The sequence below is a fragment of the Klebsiella sp. Sb-30 genome (assembly GCF_057652795.1).
In genome coordinates, this window is record NZ_CM172749.1 from 2,507,576 (window position 1) to 2,527,383 (window position 19,808).

At 55.2% G+C, this 19,808-nt stretch carries 19 protein-coding genes; 10 read left to right on the top strand and 9 right to left on the bottom strand.

The window, feature by feature from the left end; translation table 11 throughout:
* Positions 1–16 precede the first annotated feature (16 nt).
* On the top strand, positions 17–1,237 hold the full coding sequence (mlc, locus tag AC236I_RS11765) for a sugar metabolism global transcriptional regulator Mlc (protein WP_099144826.1): 1,221 nt from the start codon (positions 17–19) through the stop codon (positions 1,235–1,237).
* 127 nt (positions 1,238–1,364) lie between these two features.
* A complete protein-coding gene (bioD, locus tag AC236I_RS11770; protein ID WP_015584240.1) occupies positions 1,365–2,060 on the top strand; it encodes a dethiobiotin synthase in 696 nt (231 codons plus the stop codon).
* On the opposite strand, the gene clcB is transcribed toward bioD, so the two are convergent.
* From clcB to AC236I_RS11795, 5 genes are all read right to left on the bottom strand, one after another.
* Positions 2,013–3,308 (bottom strand): voltage-gated ClC-type chloride channel ClcB, encoded by a 1,296-nt coding sequence (clcB, locus tag AC236I_RS11775; protein ID WP_004862444.1) that lies wholly within the window; start codon positions 3,306–3,308, stop codon positions 2,013–2,015. The two genes, bioD and clcB, sit on opposite strands and share 48 nt — an antisense overlap.
* A gap of 179 nt (positions 3,309–3,487) precedes the next feature.
* Positions 3,488–4,096, bottom strand: coding sequence for a Tat proofreading chaperone DmsD (dmsD, locus tag AC236I_RS11780; protein WP_015584242.1), 609 nt, complete (start codon positions 4,094–4,096; stop codon positions 3,488–3,490).
* A gap of 42 nt (positions 4,097–4,138) precedes the next feature.
* Positions 4,139–4,996 carry a DmsC/YnfH family molybdoenzyme membrane anchor subunit gene (locus AC236I_RS11785; RefSeq protein ID WP_192226139.1) on the bottom strand — a complete coding sequence of 286 codons (858 nt, stop codon included), beginning with the start codon at positions 4,994–4,996 and terminating at the stop codon, positions 4,139–4,141.
* Between the two features lie 54 nt (positions 4,997–5,050).
* Complete coding sequence (ynfE, locus tag AC236I_RS11790; protein ID WP_487608814.1) at positions 5,051–7,501, bottom strand: selenate/tellurate reductase subunit YnfE; 2,451 nt, start codon at positions 7,499–7,501, stop codon at positions 5,051–5,053.
* A 144-nt stretch (positions 7,502–7,645) separates the two neighbouring features.
* On the bottom strand, positions 7,646–7,909 hold the full coding sequence (locus AC236I_RS11795) for a DUF1161 domain-containing protein (RefSeq protein WP_004862440.1): 264 nt from the start codon (positions 7,907–7,909) through the stop codon (positions 7,646–7,648).
* Between the two features lie 135 nt (positions 7,910–8,044).
* Here AC236I_RS11795 and AC236I_RS11800 point away from each other — a divergent pair, with 135 nt between their 5' ends.
* Positions 8,045–8,722 (top strand): YnfC family lipoprotein, encoded by a 678-nt coding sequence (locus AC236I_RS11800; RefSeq protein ID WP_054829311.1) that lies wholly within the window; start codon positions 8,045–8,047, stop codon positions 8,720–8,722.
* Here AC236I_RS11800 and speG read toward each other — a convergent pair.
* The gene (speG, locus tag AC236I_RS11805; RefSeq protein ID WP_004862437.1) at positions 8,716–9,276 is read right to left on the bottom strand and encodes a spermidine N1-acetyltransferase; all 561 of its coding nucleotides are present in this window, start codon (positions 9,274–9,276) and stop codon (positions 8,716–8,718) included. The two genes, AC236I_RS11800 and speG, sit on opposite strands and share 7 nt — an antisense overlap.
* A 61-nt stretch (positions 9,277–9,337) precedes the next feature.
* Positions 9,338–9,679: a DUF1283 family protein gene (locus AC236I_RS11810; protein WP_048023678.1), complete on the bottom strand. Its 342-nt coding sequence runs from the start codon at positions 9,677–9,679 to the stop codon at positions 9,338–9,340.
* 154 nt (positions 9,680–9,833) lie between these two features.
* Between AC236I_RS11810 and AC236I_RS11815 the strand changes: the two genes are divergently transcribed.
* The 7 genes from AC236I_RS11815 (at position 9,834) to AC236I_RS11845 (ending at position 17,791) form a co-directional block, all read left to right on the top strand.
* A complete protein-coding gene (locus AC236I_RS11815; protein ID WP_004862432.1) occupies positions 9,834–10,160 on the top strand; it encodes a YnfA family protein in 327 nt (108 codons plus the stop codon).
* A gap of 111 nt (positions 10,161–10,271) precedes the next feature.
* Positions 10,272–11,555 (top strand): MFS transporter, encoded by a 1,284-nt coding sequence (locus AC236I_RS11820; RefSeq protein ID WP_015584247.1) that lies wholly within the window; start codon positions 10,272–10,274, stop codon positions 11,553–11,555.
* Between the two features lie 142 nt (positions 11,556–11,697).
* The gene (gene manD / locus AC236I_RS11825) at positions 11,698–12,912 is read left to right on the top strand and encodes a D-mannonate dehydratase ManD (RefSeq protein ID WP_004862427.1); all 1,215 of its coding nucleotides are present in this window, start codon (positions 11,698–11,700) and stop codon (positions 12,910–12,912) included.
* A gap of 10 nt (positions 12,913–12,922) precedes the next feature.
* Positions 12,923–13,936 (top strand): Zn-dependent oxidoreductase, encoded by a 1,014-nt coding sequence (locus AC236I_RS11830; protein WP_411294128.1) that lies wholly within the window; start codon positions 12,923–12,925, stop codon positions 13,934–13,936.
* Between the two features lie 49 nt (positions 13,937–13,985).
* Entirely contained in the window at positions 13,986–15,362 is a 1,377-nt protein-coding gene (locus tag AC236I_RS11835; protein ID WP_165552400.1) for an MFS transporter, read from the top strand.
* Between the two features lie 217 nt (positions 15,363–15,579).
* Positions 15,580–17,043, top strand: coding sequence for a mannitol dehydrogenase family protein (locus AC236I_RS11840; protein WP_004862419.1), 1,464 nt, complete (start codon positions 15,580–15,582; stop codon positions 17,041–17,043).
* A gap of 316 nt (positions 17,044–17,359) precedes the next feature.
* Positions 17,360–17,791 carry a universal stress protein gene (locus tag AC236I_RS11845; RefSeq protein ID WP_015584251.1) on the top strand — a complete coding sequence of 144 codons (432 nt, stop codon included), beginning with the start codon at positions 17,360–17,362 and terminating at the stop codon, positions 17,789–17,791.
* Positions 17,792–17,848: 57 nt separating this feature from the next.
* Here the strand turns inward: AC236I_RS11845 and AC236I_RS11850 are convergent, their stop codons facing one another.
* Both AC236I_RS11850 and ydfG read right to left on the bottom strand, forming a co-directional pair.
* Complete coding sequence (locus tag AC236I_RS11850; RefSeq protein ID WP_004862416.1) at positions 17,849–18,535, bottom strand: GntR family transcriptional regulator; 687 nt, start codon at positions 18,533–18,535, stop codon at positions 17,849–17,851.
* 92 nt (positions 18,536–18,627) lie between these two features.
* Positions 18,628–19,377 carry a bifunctional NADP-dependent 3-hydroxy acid dehydrogenase/3-hydroxypropionate dehydrogenase YdfG gene (gene ydfG, locus AC236I_RS11855; RefSeq protein WP_004862414.1) on the bottom strand — a complete coding sequence of 250 codons (750 nt, stop codon included), beginning with the start codon at positions 19,375–19,377 and terminating at the stop codon, positions 18,628–18,630.
* Positions 19,378–19,808 lie beyond the last annotated feature (431 nt).

Below are 19,808 nucleotides of genomic sequence, written 5' to 3' on the forward strand. Positions count from 1 at the left end.
ATAAAGGGAGTCAATGGTGGTAGCGGACAGTCAGCCAGGCCATATCGATCAAATAAAGCAGACCAATGCAGGAGCAGTATATCGCCTGATTGATCAGCTTGGCCCGGTGTCGCGCATCGACCTCTCGCGTTTTGCGCAACTGGCGCCGGCCAGCATTACTAAAATCGTGCGTGAAATGCTCGAAGCGCATCTGGTTCAGGAGACGGAAATCCAGGAGCCGGGGAGCCGCGGGCGTCCCGCCGTCGGGCTGATGGTCGAGACCGAGGCCTGGCACTATCTCTCCGTGCGAATCAGCCGCGGTGAAATTCACCTTGCGCTGCGCGATCTCAGCAGCAAACTGGTGGTTGAGGAGCAGCTCGAGCTGGCGCTCCAGCACGAACAGCCGTTCCTGACGCGCGTTGTTGAGCATATCGACCAGTTCTTTATCCGCCATCAAAAGAAGCTGGAACGTCTGACCGCCATCGCCGTCACCATGCCGGGCATCATTGATACCGAAAACGGCGTGATTCATCGGATGCCATTTTATGAAGAGGTCAAAGATCTGCCTCTTGGCGAGGTTCTGGCGAACCACACCGGCGTCTCGGTCTATATTCAGCACGATATCAGCGCATGGACGATGGCGGAATCGCTGTTTGGCGCGTCCCGCGGGGCGCGGGACGTCATTCAGGTGGTGATTGATCATAACGTCGGCGCCGGGGTGATTACCGATGGTCGCCTGCTGCATGCGGGCAGCAGCAGTCTGGTCGAGATCGGTCATACTCAGGTCGATCCCTACGGCAAGCGATGCTACTGCGGTAACCACGGTTGTCTGGAGACTATCGCCAGCGTCGAAAGCGTGCTGGAACTGGCCCAGATACGAATGACTAAATCAATGAGTTCGATGCTGCATCAGCAACCGCTGAGCGTGGAGTGGCTGTGCCAGGCGGCGCTGCAGGGCGATTTGCTGGCGCGGGATATTATTAGCGGCGTGGGCCAGCACGTCGGGCGGATTCTGGCGATCATGGTCAATCTGTTCAACCCGCAAAAAATCCTCATCGGCTCCCCGTTTAGTCTGGCGGCCGATATCTTATTTCCCGCCATTTCAGATTGTATTCGGCAACAATCTCTGCCCGCCTACAGCCGGCATATTAGCGTTGAAAGCACGCAGTTTTCTAACCGTGGAACGATGGCCGGCGCAGCGCTGGTGAAGGATGCCCTCTATAACGGATCTCTGCTGATTCGACTGTTACAGGGTTAACATTTTTTCATAGTCACACCAAAAATTGCGCTATCTCAAGCTGGTATCCGGCGGCTTCGCGTAGACTTTTCCCACAGTTTATTCCTTCTCTTCTGTATAAATCATCAACATAACTGTGGGGTTAATGATGTTTAAGCGTTTCTTTATAACAGGTACTGACACCTCTGTCGGGAAGACAGTGGTTTCTCGTGCGCTGTTGCAGGCACTTGCTGCCAGCGGCAAAAGCGTCGCGGGATACAAGCCTGTGGCGAAGGGCAGCAAAGAGACGCCGGACGGATTGCGTAACAAAGATGCGCTGATTTTACAAAGCGTGTCGTCGCTGGCGTTACCGTATGATGCTGTCAATCCCATAGCATTAAGCGAAGATGAGAGCAGCGTGGCGCACAGCTGCCCGATTAACTACGGGCTGCTGTCGGATGGTCTTCAGCGCCTCAGCGGGCAGGTCGATCACGTTGTGGTTGAGGGGACCGGCGGCTGGCGGAGTCTGATGAACGACCTGCGTCCGCTTTCAGAATGGGTGGTCCAGGAGCAGCTTCCGGTGGTGATGGTCGTTGGCATCCAGGAAGGCTGCATCAACCACGCTCTGCTGACTGCCCAGGCCATTGCTAACGACGGTCTGCCGATGATTGGCTGGGTGGCAAACCGCATTAACCCGGGCTTAGCGCATTACGCTGAAATCATCGAGGTGCTGAGTAAAAAGCTGCCTGGGCCGCTGATCGGCGAACTTCCTTACCTGCCGCGCGCCGAACAGCGTGAGCTGAGCCAGTATATTGACTTAACCATGCTCGGCGACATGATGGCGGTAGATAGAGTCCTGGCGTAACGTCCGGGAGAGCACCGATGCCAGTACGCAGGCAATCAATAAACCGGGCAGTAGCAGGTATTGCCCGGTCATTTCACAGATCATCAATGTCGACATAATCGGCGCATGCGTTGTGGCCGCCAGAAAGGCCGCCATTCCGGTCAGACCAATCATAATTGCCAGTCCTTGATCGTGGTGCAGCCACAGCCCGCTGAAGCTGGCAAACAGCATGCCCATCGCCAGCCCGACGAACAGCGTAGGGGTAAACACGCCGCCCGGCGCGCCGGATCCGCTGCTGGCCAGCACCGCTATCAGTTTGCACACAAAGACCACCGCGATGGCGCTAAACAGCGGCGGCGACTGCAGATAATGCTGTACCGTGCTGTAACCATTGCCCCACACCGCAGGCGTGATCAGCGACAGCAGGCCGACAATCATTCCGCCGAGCGCCAGCTGCCACGGCGGCGAGAGCCTGATGCGTAAAAAACAGCGGTGGCTGTAGCTCATCATCGCGATAAACAGCGGTCCGCAAAGCCCGGCTAACAGTCCAGTAGCCAGCATCAGCGCATAGTGGAGAGCGGTCAGCGTCTCATGAAACTCCACCTGATACAGCGGCGATGCGCCGCCGTTGATCAACTGCGTGAGCAGCAGGGCGATAACCGCGGAAATCACCACCGGACCCAGTGACGCAAGCATCAGCGTGCCAAATAAAATTTCGGCAATAAACAGACTTCCGGCCAGCGGCGCGTGATAGGCGCTGGCCATCCCGGCGGCGGCCCCACAGGCGACCCACAGCTTCCATTCTGCTTTTGGCGTGAAGCGGCGGGCGAACAGCGACGCGGCCAGTGCGGCCAGCAGAATCATCGCGCCTTCGCGACCAATCGCGCTGCCGGTAGTCACCACCAACAAGGAAGCCAGGGATTTAACCAGGCTGGCGGGGGTATCAAACTGACCGTCTCCGCTATCGAGCGCCTCCATATAGTCGGTGGGCGCATGCGGGCGCTGGCGGGTCCGACATTGCCAGAACCAGAGCAGTGCGCCGGCAGCCAGTCCGCCAGCCGCCGGCGTGAGCAGACGTCGCCAGCCGGGTAGTCCTTCGGCGGCATTGACCAGACTCCCGCTATGATCGTTGAGAAAAAGCCCTTCCAGGATCGCCATCGCCGAATGAAATAACGCAACGGCCAGCGCCGCCAGTATACCGACTAGCGTCGCAATCAGCAGGCGACGAAACATGACCTGAACATCAGGATAATTGTGCAGACGGTGCATCAGAGGTTACGGTGAGCGGGAAACATAGACTTATTGTGATAGGAAATAAGCTTAGACGCAAAAGCTATAAATGCCGCTTGCGCTGAAACAGCGGGCGGATGAGGGGGCTTAAAAAATCTGTCTGCGTGACGTTGTCACTGAAAAACCGCCATGCCAGTCCTCCCGGCATGGCGGTGCGTTTAGCGATAAAGCGGTTTGTCGGCGACGGCAATGGGGAGCTGGCGTTGCCATTCGGCGAGCGTCGCCTGCGCCAGTTGTCCGAGGGAATGGTAAAAGGGGTGTTCGGCTCCGGCGATAAACACCTCGAGGAACCGGCCGGACCAGGGCAGCAGATGCCAGGCGAGAAGCTGCGAAAACGCCTCCTCCTGCGCGGATTCGCACAGCCAGGCGGCCAGCAGCAGGAGCGTACCAAAATGATCTTCCGGCTCCTGGCCTTGCGTTGCGTGACCAATTCCGTTCGCGCGCATCCACTCCCGCAATGCCAGAGTAGAGTCGCCGAACAGCACATTCTCTTTATCCAGCCAGACCGAACCCCACGGCGGGGCGGGCAGCGCCCAGGGACCAATAAACAGGCGTTGCCAGGCCTGGGGGAGCGGTTCATCGCTGGCGGCGGCGAACCCGGTCACCAGCGAATCGGCTAGCGGATAAGGCCATTGAGCCTGCCAGCTGCCGTCTTGCAGAGCCGCTACCAGCGGCGCGGCCTGCGCGCTTTCCGGAGAAAATGAAAACAGGGCGCCCAGGGTGCGGGCGCTCAACGCGACGGCGTCGCGGTAGTGAGCTTGTATCATGTACTCTTCCTTACTGCGGCGGGACGGTGCCACGCCTGAATATTAACCAGCAATCGCCACGCCGACGGTCATATGCAGAGCATAAAACAGACCGCGGCCAATAAGTTCTGCGGCCAGAACCAGCAGCAGTCCGAGGAACAAACTGGCCGGACGCGGGGTTTTGTTCCGGCAAAGCGGGCAGATCCAGCAGCCGAGGCCAAGCGCCAGCAGCGCGATGCGCCAGATCTGTAACGCGGCATAATTCGGCACCAGCGCGCCGGCGCGCTGCACTGAGCTCTGAATGTCGCTGAGTTCAACGCCCTGCATAATCACCAGAGCAATGCTGGCAAACAGCGCCAGCACGCTCAAGGAGGCGAAAAAACGCCCGTTGAACTCAACATTCGCAGCCCGCAATAACAGCGCGGCGAACAGCGGCCCGGTCAGCGCCATTGTCAGAAAGAAGGATGTTGTCGTGCCGCCACTATACCATGTCGGGACGGTTTCAATCTGGTAAACCCGGGTCATCGCCAGCACAAAAATGAGGCCCAGCAGCATGCTCAGCAGCAGCCAGGGGCGGCCGAGGGCCGCAGGCAGTTTGCCGAGCCTCGCCAGCCACCACCAGAGGCCGCCGACGGCGAAGAACAGGGCGCCGCTGGCGATTTCATTACTCAGCGCCGAGGTGCCAATGCGATGAAGAGAGTTGAATGCCCGGAGCGGCGATCCCAGATGCAGAACCGATGCCAGAAAACCGACCCCCATCATGAGCCAGAGAAAGACCATGCGTTTGACCAGACGCTGCCGGGCCTCGGAGTTATCTGTCAGCGACATCCATCCCAGACCGCTGACGATAGTCGCTCCCGCCACGCATTGACCGAGTACCGTAAACAGCACCAGCGGCCATTCATGCCATCCACTACCCATGGGCGATCTCCTTGCTGGCTGTTGGCTCGTCTGTGCCTCCTGGCAGCCAGGAGATCATGACGCCGTGTCCTCGACCCTGGCGATGTCAACGAGGTTCGTATGCTGTGGATTTCCTTTTGCCAGCGGAGAGGGCCGCTGGGTGGTCAGGGTATTAATGCAGGCGCCGCGATCGATGCGATCACCGTCCATGTCGGCGTCATGCCATGCTCCCTGGCCCATGGCAGCAACGCCGGGCATGATACGCGGCGTGACTTTCGCCGCAATACGCAGTTCGCCGCGCGGGTTGAAGACGCGCACCAAATCGCCGTTTTTAATTCCACGCTTCCCGGCATCAAGCGGATTGATCCACACCTCCTGGCGGCAGGCAGCCTGTAGCACATCGACGTTGCCGTAGCTGGAGTGGGTTCGGGCTTTGTAGTGAAAACCGAAAAGCTGCAGCGGGAACTGGTCGCGCAGCGGGTCATCCCAGCCTTCGAAAGTGGAGGCGTAGATCGGCAGCGGGCTGATTGTTTCATCCTTCTGCAACTGCCAACGGGCAGCAATATCCGCCAGTTGACTGGAGTAAATCTCAATTTTGCCGGAGGGCGTTTTTAAGGGGTGCGCGATCGGGTCCGCGCGAAAATCGCGATAGGCGACAAAATGGCCGTCCGGATCTTTACGCTTATAAATCCCCATTGCTTTCAGGGCTTCATAGGTGGGTAGCGCGGGATCTCTGGCCAGCATTTTGGCGTACAGATACTGGAGCCACTGCTCCTGGGTGCGACCTTCGGTAAATCGTTGATGAATATCGTCGCCGAGGCGTTTTGCCACTTCGCTGAGAATCCAGTAGATCGGTTTGCGTTCGAATTTCGGCGCGGTTGCGGGCTGAATAAAAATCAGGTAGCCCATGTTCCCGGCGTAGTCGTTAGGGATGATGTCTTCCTGTTCGACGGTCATCAGGTCCGGCAGCAGAATGTCGGCATACTTCGCCGAAGAGGTCATAAAGTTCTCGATCACCACGATCATTTCGCATTTTTTCTCGTCCTTGAGAATTTCGTGGGTTTTGTTGATATCAGAATGCTGGTTGACGAGGGTATTCCCGGCATAGTTCCAGATAAACTTAATCGGGACATCCAGCTTATCTTTGCCTCTGACGCCGTCACGCAGCGCGGTCATCTCCGGGCCGCGCGCGATGGCGTCGGTCCAGCTAAAGCAGGAGATGGCGGTTTTGACCGGATTGACCAGCACCGGCAGGCGCTCAATGGTCAGGGTATAGGTCGATTCGCGCGCGCCGCTGTTGCCGCCGTTAATGCCGACATTGCCGGTCAGAATCGGCAGCATGGCGATCGCCCGGGAAGCCAGTTCCCCGTTAGCCTGGCGCTGCGGTCCCCAGCCCTGGCAAATACAGGCGGGTCGGGTGGTTCCAATTTCCCGGGCCAGCTTAATGATTCGGTCGACGGGGATCCCGGTGATACGCGACGCCCACTGCGGCGTTTTGGCGGTCCCGTCCTCGCCGTGACCGAGAATGTAGGCTTTGTAGTGGCTGTCTGGCGGGGCGCTGGCGGGAAGGGTTTTTTCGTCATAGCCGACGCAGTATTTATCGAGGAACGGCCGATCGACCAGATTCTCACTAATCAGTACCCAGGCGATACCGGCCACCAGCGCGGCATCGGTGCCCGGACGGATGGGGATCCATTCATCTTCCCGCCCGGCGGCAGTATCGGTATAGCGGGGGTCAATGACAATCATCCGCGCGTTGGAGCGTTCTCTGGCCTGCTCCAGATACCAGGTGATGCCGCCGCCGCTCATGCGGGTTTCCGCCGGGTTGTTGCCGAACATCACCACCAGTTTGCTATTTTCGATATCCGAGGTGCTGTTACCCTCGTTGCTGCCGTAGGTGTAGGGCATGGCGCAGGCAATCTGGGCGGTACTGTAGGTGCCGTACTGATTCAGCGACCCGCCATAGCAGTTCATCAGACGGGTGACCGGCGAGGCCGAAGGCGAGGAACGGGTCATATTGCCGCCGACAATTCCCGACGAATAGTTAATGTAAACCGCCTCGTTGCCGTAGTCTTTGACGACTCTTTGCAGATTGCCGGCAATAGTCTCCAGCGCCTCTTCCCAGCTGATGCGCGCAAACTTGCCTTCGCCGCGTTTGCCGATGCGTTTCATCGGGTAATTCAGGCGATCCGGGTGGTTGATTCGCCGGCGAATGGAGCGGCCGCGTAGACAGGCGCGTACCTGATGGTCGCCATAATTGTCCATCCCGGTATTATCCGTTTCTACCCAGGTGACTTCATTATCGCGCACGTGCAGACGCAGCGCGCAGCGACTGCCGCAGTTTACCGAACAGGCGCCCCAGACGATACGTTCTTCACTCTGTGTCGCCTGCTGAACGGCCGCCGCAGCGGAGCGCAGACTAAAAGGAAGCGAGAGTCCACCGGCGGCAAGCGCCAGTGAGCCTATCGCAGACGATTTGATTAACGTGCGTCGGCTGACGCCGCCAGAATGTTCCTGACTGGACATGGCTCACCCCATCGTTGTGTTGCCGCAGAAAGATCGCCGGTATCATTTTCCGGTGTATGGGGGAGCAATCATACCCAAAGTGGGGTAGAAGGATATTATCCCTGGTCAACTCAGGGATAATATCCTTCGAATGAAAATAAGAGGTTAACGGGCGTCGCTGTCTGAATCGGCGCTGCGGGTATAGGTAATTTTGAAGGTGTCGTTAGCACAGTGGCCGACAACCTGGGCACCGGGCTGATCGGGTTGATCGTTGGGCACGATCGCTAAAGTAAAGCCTGAGGCCGGCACGCCGTTATTGACGATCTTTTGTTGAATATCGTTCTTCACGCGTTCGCAGGAATCGGGCGCGGCGAGCGCTGAGGTTGAACCCAGCAGCAGCGCGGCGCATAGCCAGAAAGAGCGTTTCATCATAGACTCCTTATTAATGTTATCCAGATTTAAGCATAGCAGAACTGGTGTAAACAATTGTATTTGCTAATATGATTGCAATGTATACAAAAGGGATTCGGCGTGAAAAAACGGTTATTGCTGATATCGGCGGTGATGGTGCTCAGCGCCTGCGATGCGCAGAAGAAGCCAGAAGCATTTACGCCGGAAATGGCGAGTTTTTCCAATGAGTTCGAGTTCGATCCGCTGCGTGGTCCGGTGAAAGATTTTAGCCAGACGCTGCTCGACGAACACGATGAGGTGGTAAAACGGGTGAGCGCGAGCCTCTCGAGGGAGGGCTGTTTTGATCTGCTGGACCTGGAGGACCGGGAAAATAATACCGGCGCGACGCTGATGCTGGATGCCAACTTCTATCTTGACGCCCGCACCCGTGAGAAACGCCTGCGCCTGCAGGGAAAATGCCAGCTCGCGGAACTGCCGTCGGCCGGCATTATCTGGGAGACGGATGATAACGGCTTTGTGGTGGCCGCGCGTGGCAAAGAGACGACTGCCACCTATCAGTATGACAGCGAGGGTTATCCGACCGGTAAAACCACCGTGGCGAAAAATGAGCGTTTTACGGTGATCTCCACGCCGGCGAAGGATCCACGTAAAAAGCTGGACTACACGGCGACCAGCACCTTCAACGATCGTCAGTTGGGGAACGTGCGTCAAACCTGTGACTACGATAGCCACGATAATCCGGTTGATTGCCAGCTGCAGGTGGTCGATGAAAGCGTCCAGCCGCCGCTGACCCGTCGTTATACCATCAAAAACAGTATCGAATATTACTGAGCCGTGGGCTTCAGCAGCGACTGTCCCTGAGTGCGATGTTCGCTAATATACTGGTGCTGGAACAGGCACATACGAATGGTGTTGCGGTATTCGCCGTTGATGAAAAATTCATGAATCAGCTCCCCCTCTACCATAAACCCAAGCTTGCGGTAGATGTGGATGGCTTTTTCATTTTCGCTGTCGACGATGAGATACAGTTTATACAGATTGAGAACGGTAAAACCGTAGTCCATCGCCAGCTTCGCGGCGCGTGTCGCCAGACCTTTTCCCTGATAATCCGGTGAAATAATGATTTGAAATTCGGCGCGGCGATGGACGTGGTTGATCTCAACCAGTTCCACCAGCCCGGCTTTTTCACCATTACATTCGATAACAAACCGGCGTTCGCTCTGATCGTGAATGTGTTTATCGTAAAGGTCGGAGAGCTCAACAAAAGCTTCGTAGGGCTCTTCGAACCAGTAGCGCATCACGCTGGCATTGTTATCGAGCTGGTGGACAAAACGTAAGTCTTCACGCTCGAGCGGACGAAGTTTGATTGAGTATGCGTCGGTCATGGCTGTTCCTGTCGATAAAAGCTAAATATCGCGCCCGTGGGCGCCATGGATGCGTGACGGATTAAGGTGCAATAGCGCGACCGGTGCGGCGGTCGAGGCAGCGCAGGGTGTTCGGTTCCCAGTACGCGTTGACGTTCGTGCTTTTCTGGCAGTTGTCCTGCGCATCAAAAGCGACGTCAGCCTTGTCCCACTCTTTTTCGGTGCGGGTGTTGACCTTGTGACGCAAAGAGCGGGTGTCGTTCCACTGCTCTTTTTCCATGGTGGCCTGCTGGCGGCTTTGTGCGCTATCGCCGGATTCAATCACCAGCTTGCTGGTTTGCGCGAAAGACGATGCGGTAAAGAGTACGGCGCTCAGCGCCAGCATAGCCGTCAGGCAGTAACGTGTGTTCTGTGTCATTTTCATCACGATTTCCTTTGAGTGATAAAAAGGGGAAGCCCCTGCAATCTGCAGGCAGTTTACTACATCTCTTTTCGCCGGCATACCCGACAAAAGAGTGTGGAAGAAGCAGATTATTGCGTAAAATGGGCCAACAACCTGCTCTCTTTACGTGTCTTTAATGTTCAAAACAACGCTGCTTTTCTTCGCCACCGCGCTCTGTGAAATTCTCGGATGTTATTTACCCTGGCTATGGTTAAAACGCGGCGCAACGCCGCTGCTGTTAATTCCGGCAGGTCTGGCGCTGATGATGTTTGTCTGGTTGCTGACGCTGCATCCAGCAGCAAGCGGGCGGGTTTATGCCGCTTATGGCGGCGTGTATGTCTGCACCGCGCTGCTGTGGCTGCGTTTTGTCGATGGCGTTAAGCTTAGCCATTATGACTGGGCAGGGGCGCTGATTGCGCTGTGCGGCATGTTGATTATTGTCGCTGGCTGGGGACGCGCTTAACGCGCGTTCTTCTGTGATCGTTCACGCTAATTTTAACCTTTATTCTTGTATGGTAGTCGGCTTGTTGTCTTACTGTTAAATGCATATCGTCAATTACAGTAAGGAACAACTATGGCTATCCAGACTCTCGCCAGCCAGACTGGCGCCAAACCGGCTCGCATTCGCCGGGTACAGAATGTGACGCTGGTGCTTCTGTTTATCGCTGGCATCGTCAACTTCCTCGATCGTTCGTCGTTAAGCGTCGCGGGAGAGGCTATTCGCGGTGATTTGGGGCTGAGTGCGACCGAGTTCGGTGTGCTGCTGTCGGCGTTTTCACTATCCTATGGTTTCGCTCAACTACCTTCAGGCATGCTGTTGGACCGCTTTGGCCCGCGCATTGTGCTCGGGGCCGGACTCATCTTTTGGTCATTAATGCAGGCACTGACCGGGATGGTGAACTCATTCAGCCATTTTATTCTCCTGCGTATTGGTCTTGGCATTGGCGAAGCCCCGTTTATGCCCGCGGGCGTTAAATCGATCAACGACTGGTATGTTCAGAAAGAGCGCGGAACGGCCGTGGGGATCTTTAACTCATCGACGGTATTAGGGCAGGCGATTGCGCCGCCAGCGCTGGTGCTGATGCAGATTGCCTGGGGCTGGCGGACGATGTTCGTGGTTATTGGTCTGGCGGGTATTGTGGTGGGTCTGTGCTGGTATGCCTGGTATCGCAACCGGGCGCAGTTTGATCTGCAGCAGGATGAGCGGCTCTACCTTGCGGCGCCGGTGCAGGCGCGTCCGACGCTGAATTTTAGCGAGTGGCTGGGGCTGTTTAAACGCCGGACGACCTGGGGCATGATTCTGGGTTTTTCGGGCGTGAACTATACCGGCTGGCTGTATATTGCCTGGCTGCCGGGATACCTTCAGGCGCAGCAGGGACTCAGTCTTGCAAAAACGGGGTGGGTGGCGGCCATTCCTTTCCTGGCCGCTGCCGTTGGCATGTGGGTTAATGGTATTGTCGTCGATGCCCTGGCGCGCCGGGGATATGATCTGGCGAAGACACGCAAAACCGCGATTGTTGTTGGTCTGCTGCTTTCCGCGCTGGGCACGCTGCTGGTGGTGCAGTCCTCATCGCCGGCTCAGGCCGTGGCTTTTATCTCGATGGCGCTGTTCTGCGTTCATTTTGCCGGAACCTCGGCGTGGGGGCTGGTACAGGTGCTGGTCAGCGAGCAGAAAGTTGCCTCGGTGGCGGCGATTCAGAATTTCGGCAGTTTCGTTTTTGCCTCTTTTGCCCCGGTCGTTACCGGTTGGGTCGTCGACACCACCCACTCATTCAATCTTGCGCTGGTCATTGCCGCCTGTGTGACTTTTACCGGCGCACTTTGCTACTTCTTCATTGTAAAAGACCCTATTCATTAGCCTACAGAAGCGGCGCTCAGCGCCGCTTCACCTCGTCTGAAGAATGTGACCGAACGCGTCTTTTTCTAATTTCATACTTGTATGGTAGTAGGTCTGATGCTTTAATTTTGATCACTTGTCGTCAGGATGGAAGGAAACAGAGATGAAGATCGTTGCCGCTGAAGTTTTCGTCACTTGCCCCGGACGTAACTTTGTCACCCTTAAAATCACCACCGATGACGGGGTTGTCGGGCTGGGGGATGCGACGCTGAACGGACGTGAGCTCTCCGTGGCATCGTATCTGCAGGATCATCTCTGTCCGCAGCTTATTGGCCGCGATGCGCACCGCATTGAAGACATCTGGCAGTTTTTCTACAAAGGAGCGTACTGGCGCCGTGGGCCGGTCACCATGTCGGCTATTTCTGCCGTCGATATGGCGCTGTGGGATATAAAAGCGAAAGCGGCGGGGATGCCTTTGTATCAGCTGTTGGGCGGTGCATCGCGAGAAGGCGTGATGGTTTACTGCCACACCACCGGGCACTCCATCGATGAAGTACTGGAGGACTATGCCCGCCATCAGGAGATGGGCTTTAAGGCCATTCGCGTGCAGTGCGGCGTTCCGGGTATGAAAACGACCTATGGAATGGCGAAGGGGAAAGGCCAGGCGTACGAGCCGGCGACCAAGGGCCAGTGGCCGGAAGAGCAGCTGTGGTCAACGGAGAAATATCTGGATTTTACGCCGCAGCTGTTTGCCGCCGTGCGTGAAAAGTTTGGCTTTAACGAGCATCTGCTGCACGACATGCATCATCGGCTGACGCCCATTGAAGCGGCTCGCTTTGGTAAAAGCATCGAAGAGTATCGCCTGTTCTGGATGGAAGATCCTACCCCGGCAGAGAACCAGGCGTGCTTCCGCCTGATTCGCCAGCACACCGTGACGCCCATTGCCGTCGGTGAAGTCTTCAACAGCATCTGGGATTGCAAGCAGCTGATTGAAGAACAGCTGATCGACTATATCCGCACCACTATCACCCATGCTGGCGGGATTACCGGCATGCGCCGCATTGCCGATTTTGCTTCGCTTTATCAGGTCCGTACCGGTTCGCACGGGCCATCCGATCTGTCGCCGATCTGCATGGCTGCGGCGCTTCATTTTGACCTGTGGGTGCCGAACTTCGGCGTCCAGGAATATATGGGTTATTCCGGGCAGATGCTGGAGGTTTTCCCACACAGCTGGACCTTTGACAACGGCTATATGCATCCAGGAGAAAAGCCGGGGTTGGGTATCGAGTTTGATGAAAAACGGGCAGCAAAATACCCGTATGAGCCCGCCTGTCTGCCGGTAGCCAGACTGGACGACGGCACCTTATGGAACTGGTAAGGAGATAAAAATGAAAAGCATCGTGATACGACAACCCAATGAGCTGAAGGTGGAAGAGAGAGACAGGCCGGAACCTGCGCCTGGAGAAGTGCGGGTAAAAGTTAAGCTGGCGGGGATTTGCGGTTCCGATAGCCATATCTACCGCGGGCATAATCCTTTTGCTAAATACCCTCGCGTTATTGGCCATGAATTCTACGGCATCATCGATGCCGTTGGCGATGGGGTGCTGGACAGGAAGATCGGCCAGCGGGTGAGCGTTGACCCGGTGATTAGCTGTGGTCATTGCTATCCGTGCTCAGTGGGCAAACCCAACGTCTGCACTTCTCTGGTGGTTCTGGGGGTCCACCGGGATGGCGGTTTTAGCGAATATGTGGTTGTGCCTGCTCAAAATTGCTGGTTAGTGCCGGATACGGTACCCGATCGGCACGCGGTGATGGTTGAGCCTTTCACCATTGCTGCCAACGTCACCGGACAGGTTAAACCGACGGCACAGGACATCGCGCTGGTATTTGGCGCCGGGCCGATGGGCTTAACTACGATTCAGGTGCTGAAGCGGGTCTATCGGGTTAAGCAAGTGATTGTGACTGACCAGATCGACGAACGCCTGCAAATGGCGAAGCGCAATGGTGCCGACTGGACGATCAACAACGGTCAAACGTCATTAGCGGAATGCCTGCAGGATAAAGGCATTAAACCGACGCTGATTATTGATGCGGCCTGTCATCCGTCAATTTTTCAGGAGGCCGTGACGCTGGCCTCTCCGGCGGCCAGAATTGTGCTCATGGGATTCTCAACGGAACCCTCGCAGGTTGCCCAGCAGGGTATTACCGGTAAAGAACTGTCTATATTTTCATCGCGGCTGAATGCGCATAAATTCCCCATTGTATTGGCGTGGTTAGAGCAAGGGTTAATTGATCCTGAAGCTCTCATTACTCATGTTTTTGACTATCAGAATATTATCGACGCTATCGAAACTTTTGAAAAAGACAGAAAGAGCTGTTGTAAGGTTTTACTGACCTTTTGACTCTAATAATAAATGCAGGCTCGACTTCTAACAATTAGAGAAAATAATGATGACTACAGTAAATAATGAGAGAACAACGGCCGATCTCATCCGTGCGGCTGTGTCTGGGTGGTTAGGGACCGCTCTGGAGTTTATGGACTTTCAACTCTATTCTTTAGGGGCTGCGCTGGTTTTTCATGAAATCTTTTTTCCTGAGCAATCAGCCGCAATGGCGCTTATTCTGGCGATGGGGACCTATGGCGCGGGATATATTGCGCGAATAGTCGGTGCTTTTATCTTTGGCCGGATGGGGGACAAAATCGGACGTAAACGCGTTCTCTTTATCACTATTACGATGATGGGCATTTGTACCACCCTGATTGGGGTGTTGCCTACCTATGCGCAGGTTGGCATTTTTGCGCCAGTGTTACTGGTGACTTTACGTATTGTCCAGGGGCTGGGCGCCGGGGCTGAAATCTCCGGAGCAGGTACCATGCTGGCCGAATATGCGCCGAAGGGGAAACGCGGCATCATTTCGTCGCTGGTCGCAATGGGGACCAACTGCGGCACGCTGAGCGCAACCGCTATCTGGGCGATAATGTTTTTCCTGCTTGACCGGGAGGAGCTGGTGGCATGGGGATGGCGAATCCCGTTCCTTGCCAGCGCCGTGGTGATGATATTCGCTATCTGGCTGCGGCTGAACCTTAAAGAAAGTCCGGTATTTGAACAGGTCAACGAGGGAGGCGAGCTGCAAACCGGCGCAGCGGAGCGGGAGACTACTTTTGGCGCGATGCTGAAAAGTAAATCCTTCTGGCTGGCAACCGGGTTACGTTTCGGTCAGGCGGGTAACTCAGGTTTATTGCAGACGTTCCTGGCCGGCTATTTGGTACAGACCTTATTATTTGATAAAGCTATTCCAACCGATGCTTTAATGATTAGTTCCGGCATCGGTTTTATCACCATCCCTCTCCTCGGGTGGTTATCCGATAAAATCGGTCGCCGTGTCCCTTATATTATCGTGAATATCACCGCCATTATACTGGCCTATCCGATGGTCTCGATCATTGTTGATAAGAGCTACAGCGTCGGCGCAATTATGGCGTCGTTGATTGTCATCCATAATATTGCTGTGCTGGGTCTGTTTGCGCTTGAAAATATCACCATGGCGGAAATTTTCGGTTCGCGTAACCGCTTTACGCGAATGGCGATTTCAAAAGAAACCGGTGGTTTAGTTGCCGTAGGCTTTGGTCCGGTACTGGCCGGTATTTTCTGTAATATGACGGACTCATGGTGGCCGATCGTTGCCATGCTTATCTGCTACTCGTCTATTGGCTTGCTCTCCGCTCTCCTTATGCCAGAAGTGCGGGACCGCGATCTCAGCTTGCTGGACGATGCGGCAGACGCCGTTCCTCAACATCGCGAGGTGAGAAGCGGTCAGTTAACCTGAACCGTTGACAGACCGACGTGCAAACTGGCCGGGTGCGGAACCCGGCTTTTTATTTCCTCTATTCACCCGTAGTGAAACAGACTGTGAATGGCAAAATCTTCTTGTATGGTAGTTGATGGAAATCAAAGATGTCATACCAATTGCATGAGATGGTTTACCTCACAGAGGCATTCTCCTCGAGAATGGTTGATTAGTAATCATAAAAATGAGAGTCACCATGGAAAACACGCTTTTAACAGCCAAGGCAACGCTTCCTTCCTACGATCGCAGCAAACTGGTTTCGCGCATTGTCCATCTCGGTTTTGGCGCATTCCATCGCGCGCACCAGGCGGTCTATGCCGATATTCTGGCGGCAGAACAGGGCAGCGATTGGGGCTACACCGAAGTTAACCTGATTGGCGGCGAGCAGCAGATTGCCGATCTGCAGAAACAGGATCTCCTGTATACCGTTGCCGAAATGTCGGCGGATGCCTGGACGGCCCGCGTGGTCGGCGTGGTTAAACAAGCCATGCATGCAGAGGTCGATGGCCTTGAGAGTGTGCTGGCGAAGATGTGTGAGCCTCAGGTGGCCATTGTATCCCTGACGATTACCGAAAAAGGCTATTGCCACTCGCCGTCCACCGGCGAGATACAGCTGGAGCATCCGCTGATCGCGGCGGATATTCTGAATCCGCACCAGCCGAAATCTGCGCCGGGCGTTATCGTTGAAGCCCTGGCGCGGCGCAAAGCTGCAGGCTTGCCGGCATTCAGCGTGATGTCCTGCGATAATATGCCGGAGAACGGTCATGTCACGCGCAATGTGGTTTGTGCCCTGGCGCGCGCAATTGACGGCGATCTCGCCGACTGGATTGCGCAACAGGTGACCTTCCCGTCGACGATGGTTGATCGCATTGTGCCGGCGGTGACGGCCGACACGCTGGATAAAATTGAGCAGTTGACCGGCGTGCGCGATCCGGCGGGCGTTGCCTGTGAGCCGTTCCGTCAGTGGGTCATTGAAGACAACTTTGTGGCGGGTCGCCCGGCGTGGGAACTCGCGGGGGCCGAACTGGTCGCTGACGTCGTACCTTTTGAAGAGATGAAACTGCGTATGCTCAACGGCAGCCACTCTTTCCTCGCCTATCTGGGATATCTGGCCGGCTATCAGCATATCAATGACTGTATGCAGGATCAGAATTACCGCCGCGCGGCGCGCAGCTTAATGCTCAGCGAACAGGCGCCGACGTTGAAAGTCCAGGGCGTTGATCTGGAACGTTACGCCGGGCTTCTCATCGACCGTTACAGCAACCCGGCACTGAAACACCGCACCTGGCAGATTGCGATGGACGGCAGCCAGAAACTGCCGCAGCGGATGCTGGATTCCGTGCGCTGGCATCTCGCGCAGCGTACCGACTTCAGCCTGCTGGCGATGGGGATCGCGGGCTGGATGTGCTATGTCGGCGGCGTTGATGAGCAGGGACAGGCGATTGAGATCTGCGATCCGCTGCTGCCGGTGATTCAGCAGGCGGTCCAGAACAGCGCTGAGGGGCCGGAACGGGTGAAAGCGTTGCTGGGTATCGAAGCCATCTTTGGCCGCGATTTGCCGCAGAACGGTCGTTTTGTCGATGCCGTAACGAGCGCCTGGCTGTCGTTGAAAGCGCGGGGCGCGAAGGCGACCGTTGCGGCCTGGGCCCAGACTCACTAGCGGCACCCGTCCCGCTCGACCTTGTGGAACAACATTAAGACACCCATCCGGGTGTCTTAATTTTTGCAATCACGTTCGTTAACATCCTGGCAGGGCGTTTTCTTCGGCGGTAAAAATATTTATTGTGGCTTTTATACAAATATTGATCGAGAACATTGAATATACATAACTTTAGCTATCCAGAGCTAACTATATATAATTGATGTTTATTTTAATGAATATGCCAGATTACAGGGTTATTAGTTGTGTGGGACTGAAAATAAATATGTCATGATGTGCGCAGTGAAATTAAGTACTTCGGAAAAAGGAGCCGCATATGTACAAGAAAATTCTCTTGCCGGTCGATGTATTTGAAATGGATTTGAGTGATAAAGCGGTTCGTCATGCTGAGTTCCTGGCGTCGGCTGAAGAGGGCGAAATTACGTTATTAAACGTATTGCCAAACAGCAGTCGTTCCGTTTTACGCGGCTTCGCTGCGGATATTCAGAAATTCGAAACCTTTATGAAAGCAGAGTCAGAAAAGAAAATGCAGACGCTGTCCCGTCTGTTCTCGATTCCGGCTGAGCGGATTCATACCCGGGTAGTCTTTGGCAATGTCCGCGATGAAATACTGGCTATCGGCAATGCCGACGAGTTTGACGTGATTGTTGTTGGCTCACGCACACCGGGCCTATCCACGCATCTTCTCGGCTCGAACGCTGAATCAATTCTGCGCTACGCAAAAATACCGGTGCTGGTTGTCCGCTAGCGTATTTAGCCATCAGGGCGGCAGCGTTGCTGTTTATTTGGCTGCCGCCGAAATCATTTACTCTTCACTAAACCAGTCGCGGTTTTCCTGACGAATTAATAATACCGATTCACTGATTTCATGCAGGTGAATATTCATCGCGGTGCCGACCGCTTCCGCATCACGATTTTCCAGAGCCTGAAAAATTTGATGGTGTTGGCGCAACAGCATCTCCGGCGAGGTAATGTGATCGAGGCTCATGTAGCGGACCCGGTCAATTGTCGCTTTAATATTCTCGACGGTATCCCACGCCAGCTGACAGTCGGCAATCAGCGACAGTTTTTGGTGAAATTCATCATCCAGCTGAAAAAAATCATTTAACTGCTGACGCTCAACCGCAATACGCTGCTGGTTAAGATTTTGCTCAAGCTGATAGATTTGTTCGGCGGTGATCATTCCGGCGGCACGGCGCACCACGGCGCATTCGATAGCCTGGCGAACGAAACATCCGTTGCGCACCTGAGACAGTGAGATCTTATTGACATAGCTGCCGCGCTGCGGGCGAATTTGAATAAGACCATTCTCAGCCAGTTTGATAAAAGCCTCACGCACCGGTTGGCGGGAAACGCTAAAACGCACAGACACTTCTTTCTCAGACAGCGGGGTACCCGGCGGGATCAAACAATGAACGATATCATGGCGAAGGATACGATAAATTTGCTGGTTTACAGGCTGTGTCGGATTAAGTTGCAATTCTGCGGCCATTGATGGTTACTTTTATTGGGGGATATGCGCTATTTTACGCGTTATTTGTCCATTCGCCCATACCCGGCCGCAAAGCGGCCGGGCTGCCGGTTTTAGCCCGCGCGATGGACGCTCAGGCCGGCAAAGCTTTGGCTGACCGGCATCATTTCCAGCGTGTTGATATTGACATGCGCGGGCAGGGTGGCGACCCACCATACCGCTTCGGTCACATCTTCCGCTGTTAATGCCTGGGTATTCTCGTAGGCTTTACTCGCTTTAGCATCGTCGCCTTTAAAACGGACGTTAGAGAACTCAGTACCGCCGACCAGGCCGGGCTCTACATCGGTCACTCGAATGGCTGTACCGTGCAGATCGGTACGCAGGTTCAGGCTGAACTGACGCACAAAGGCTTTGGTCGCGCCGTAGACGTTGCCGCCGGAATAAGGCCAGCTGCCGGCGGTGGAACCGATATTAATAATATGACCGCGGTTACGCTCAACCATACCCGGCAGCACGGCACGGGTCATATAGACCAGCCCTTTGTTGTTGGTGTCGATCATGTCTTCCCAGTCTTCGACGCTGGCTTTGTGCGCCGGCTCAAGGCCCAGCGCCAGACCGGCGTTATTGACCAGCACATCGATGGCCTGCCACTCGGCCGGTAGTCCGGCAATCATCTCTTCAATCGCGGCACGGTTGCGGACATCCAGCTGCGCGGTGTAGAGATTCGCGCCCAGCTCATCCTGCAACGTTTTCAGGCGCTCTTCGCGACGCCCGGTGGCGATCACCTTGTGACCATTAGCGATAAAACGGCGAGTCATGCTTTCACCAAAACCTGCTGTTGCCCCGGTAATCAGAATAATCATTATCGCTCCTGTCAATGTTCTCATCATGCCCCAGCCGTCTTATGTCGGGGCTTTCCATACCGTCTTGCTTAATATTTTGCGTAAAAACGGTTCGCCTGCGTATTGCTGCGCGCCAAAGGACCCAATCCGGAGAAAAAGATTAAACAATGACGATAACCGCTCATTACCAGCACTGTAGCTACAAAAGAAAAGAGAGTCTACATCCGTGGAACAAGCAATACGTTTCCAAAACAGGTAATTGCGACGGCGAGCGCGGATGAGCGCCTTTCCGCCGGGATAAACATCGCTGTGGCAAGAGTGGGCGAACCGGCGCTGTTGGCTAACGGAAAAGAGGTGGCCGGCTGGTCAGTTATGCGAACCTTGTGGAAAAATAAACAAGAAAGCATTCATGGCATGAATTGATCATCGACGACATTATGGGGATTGTTATT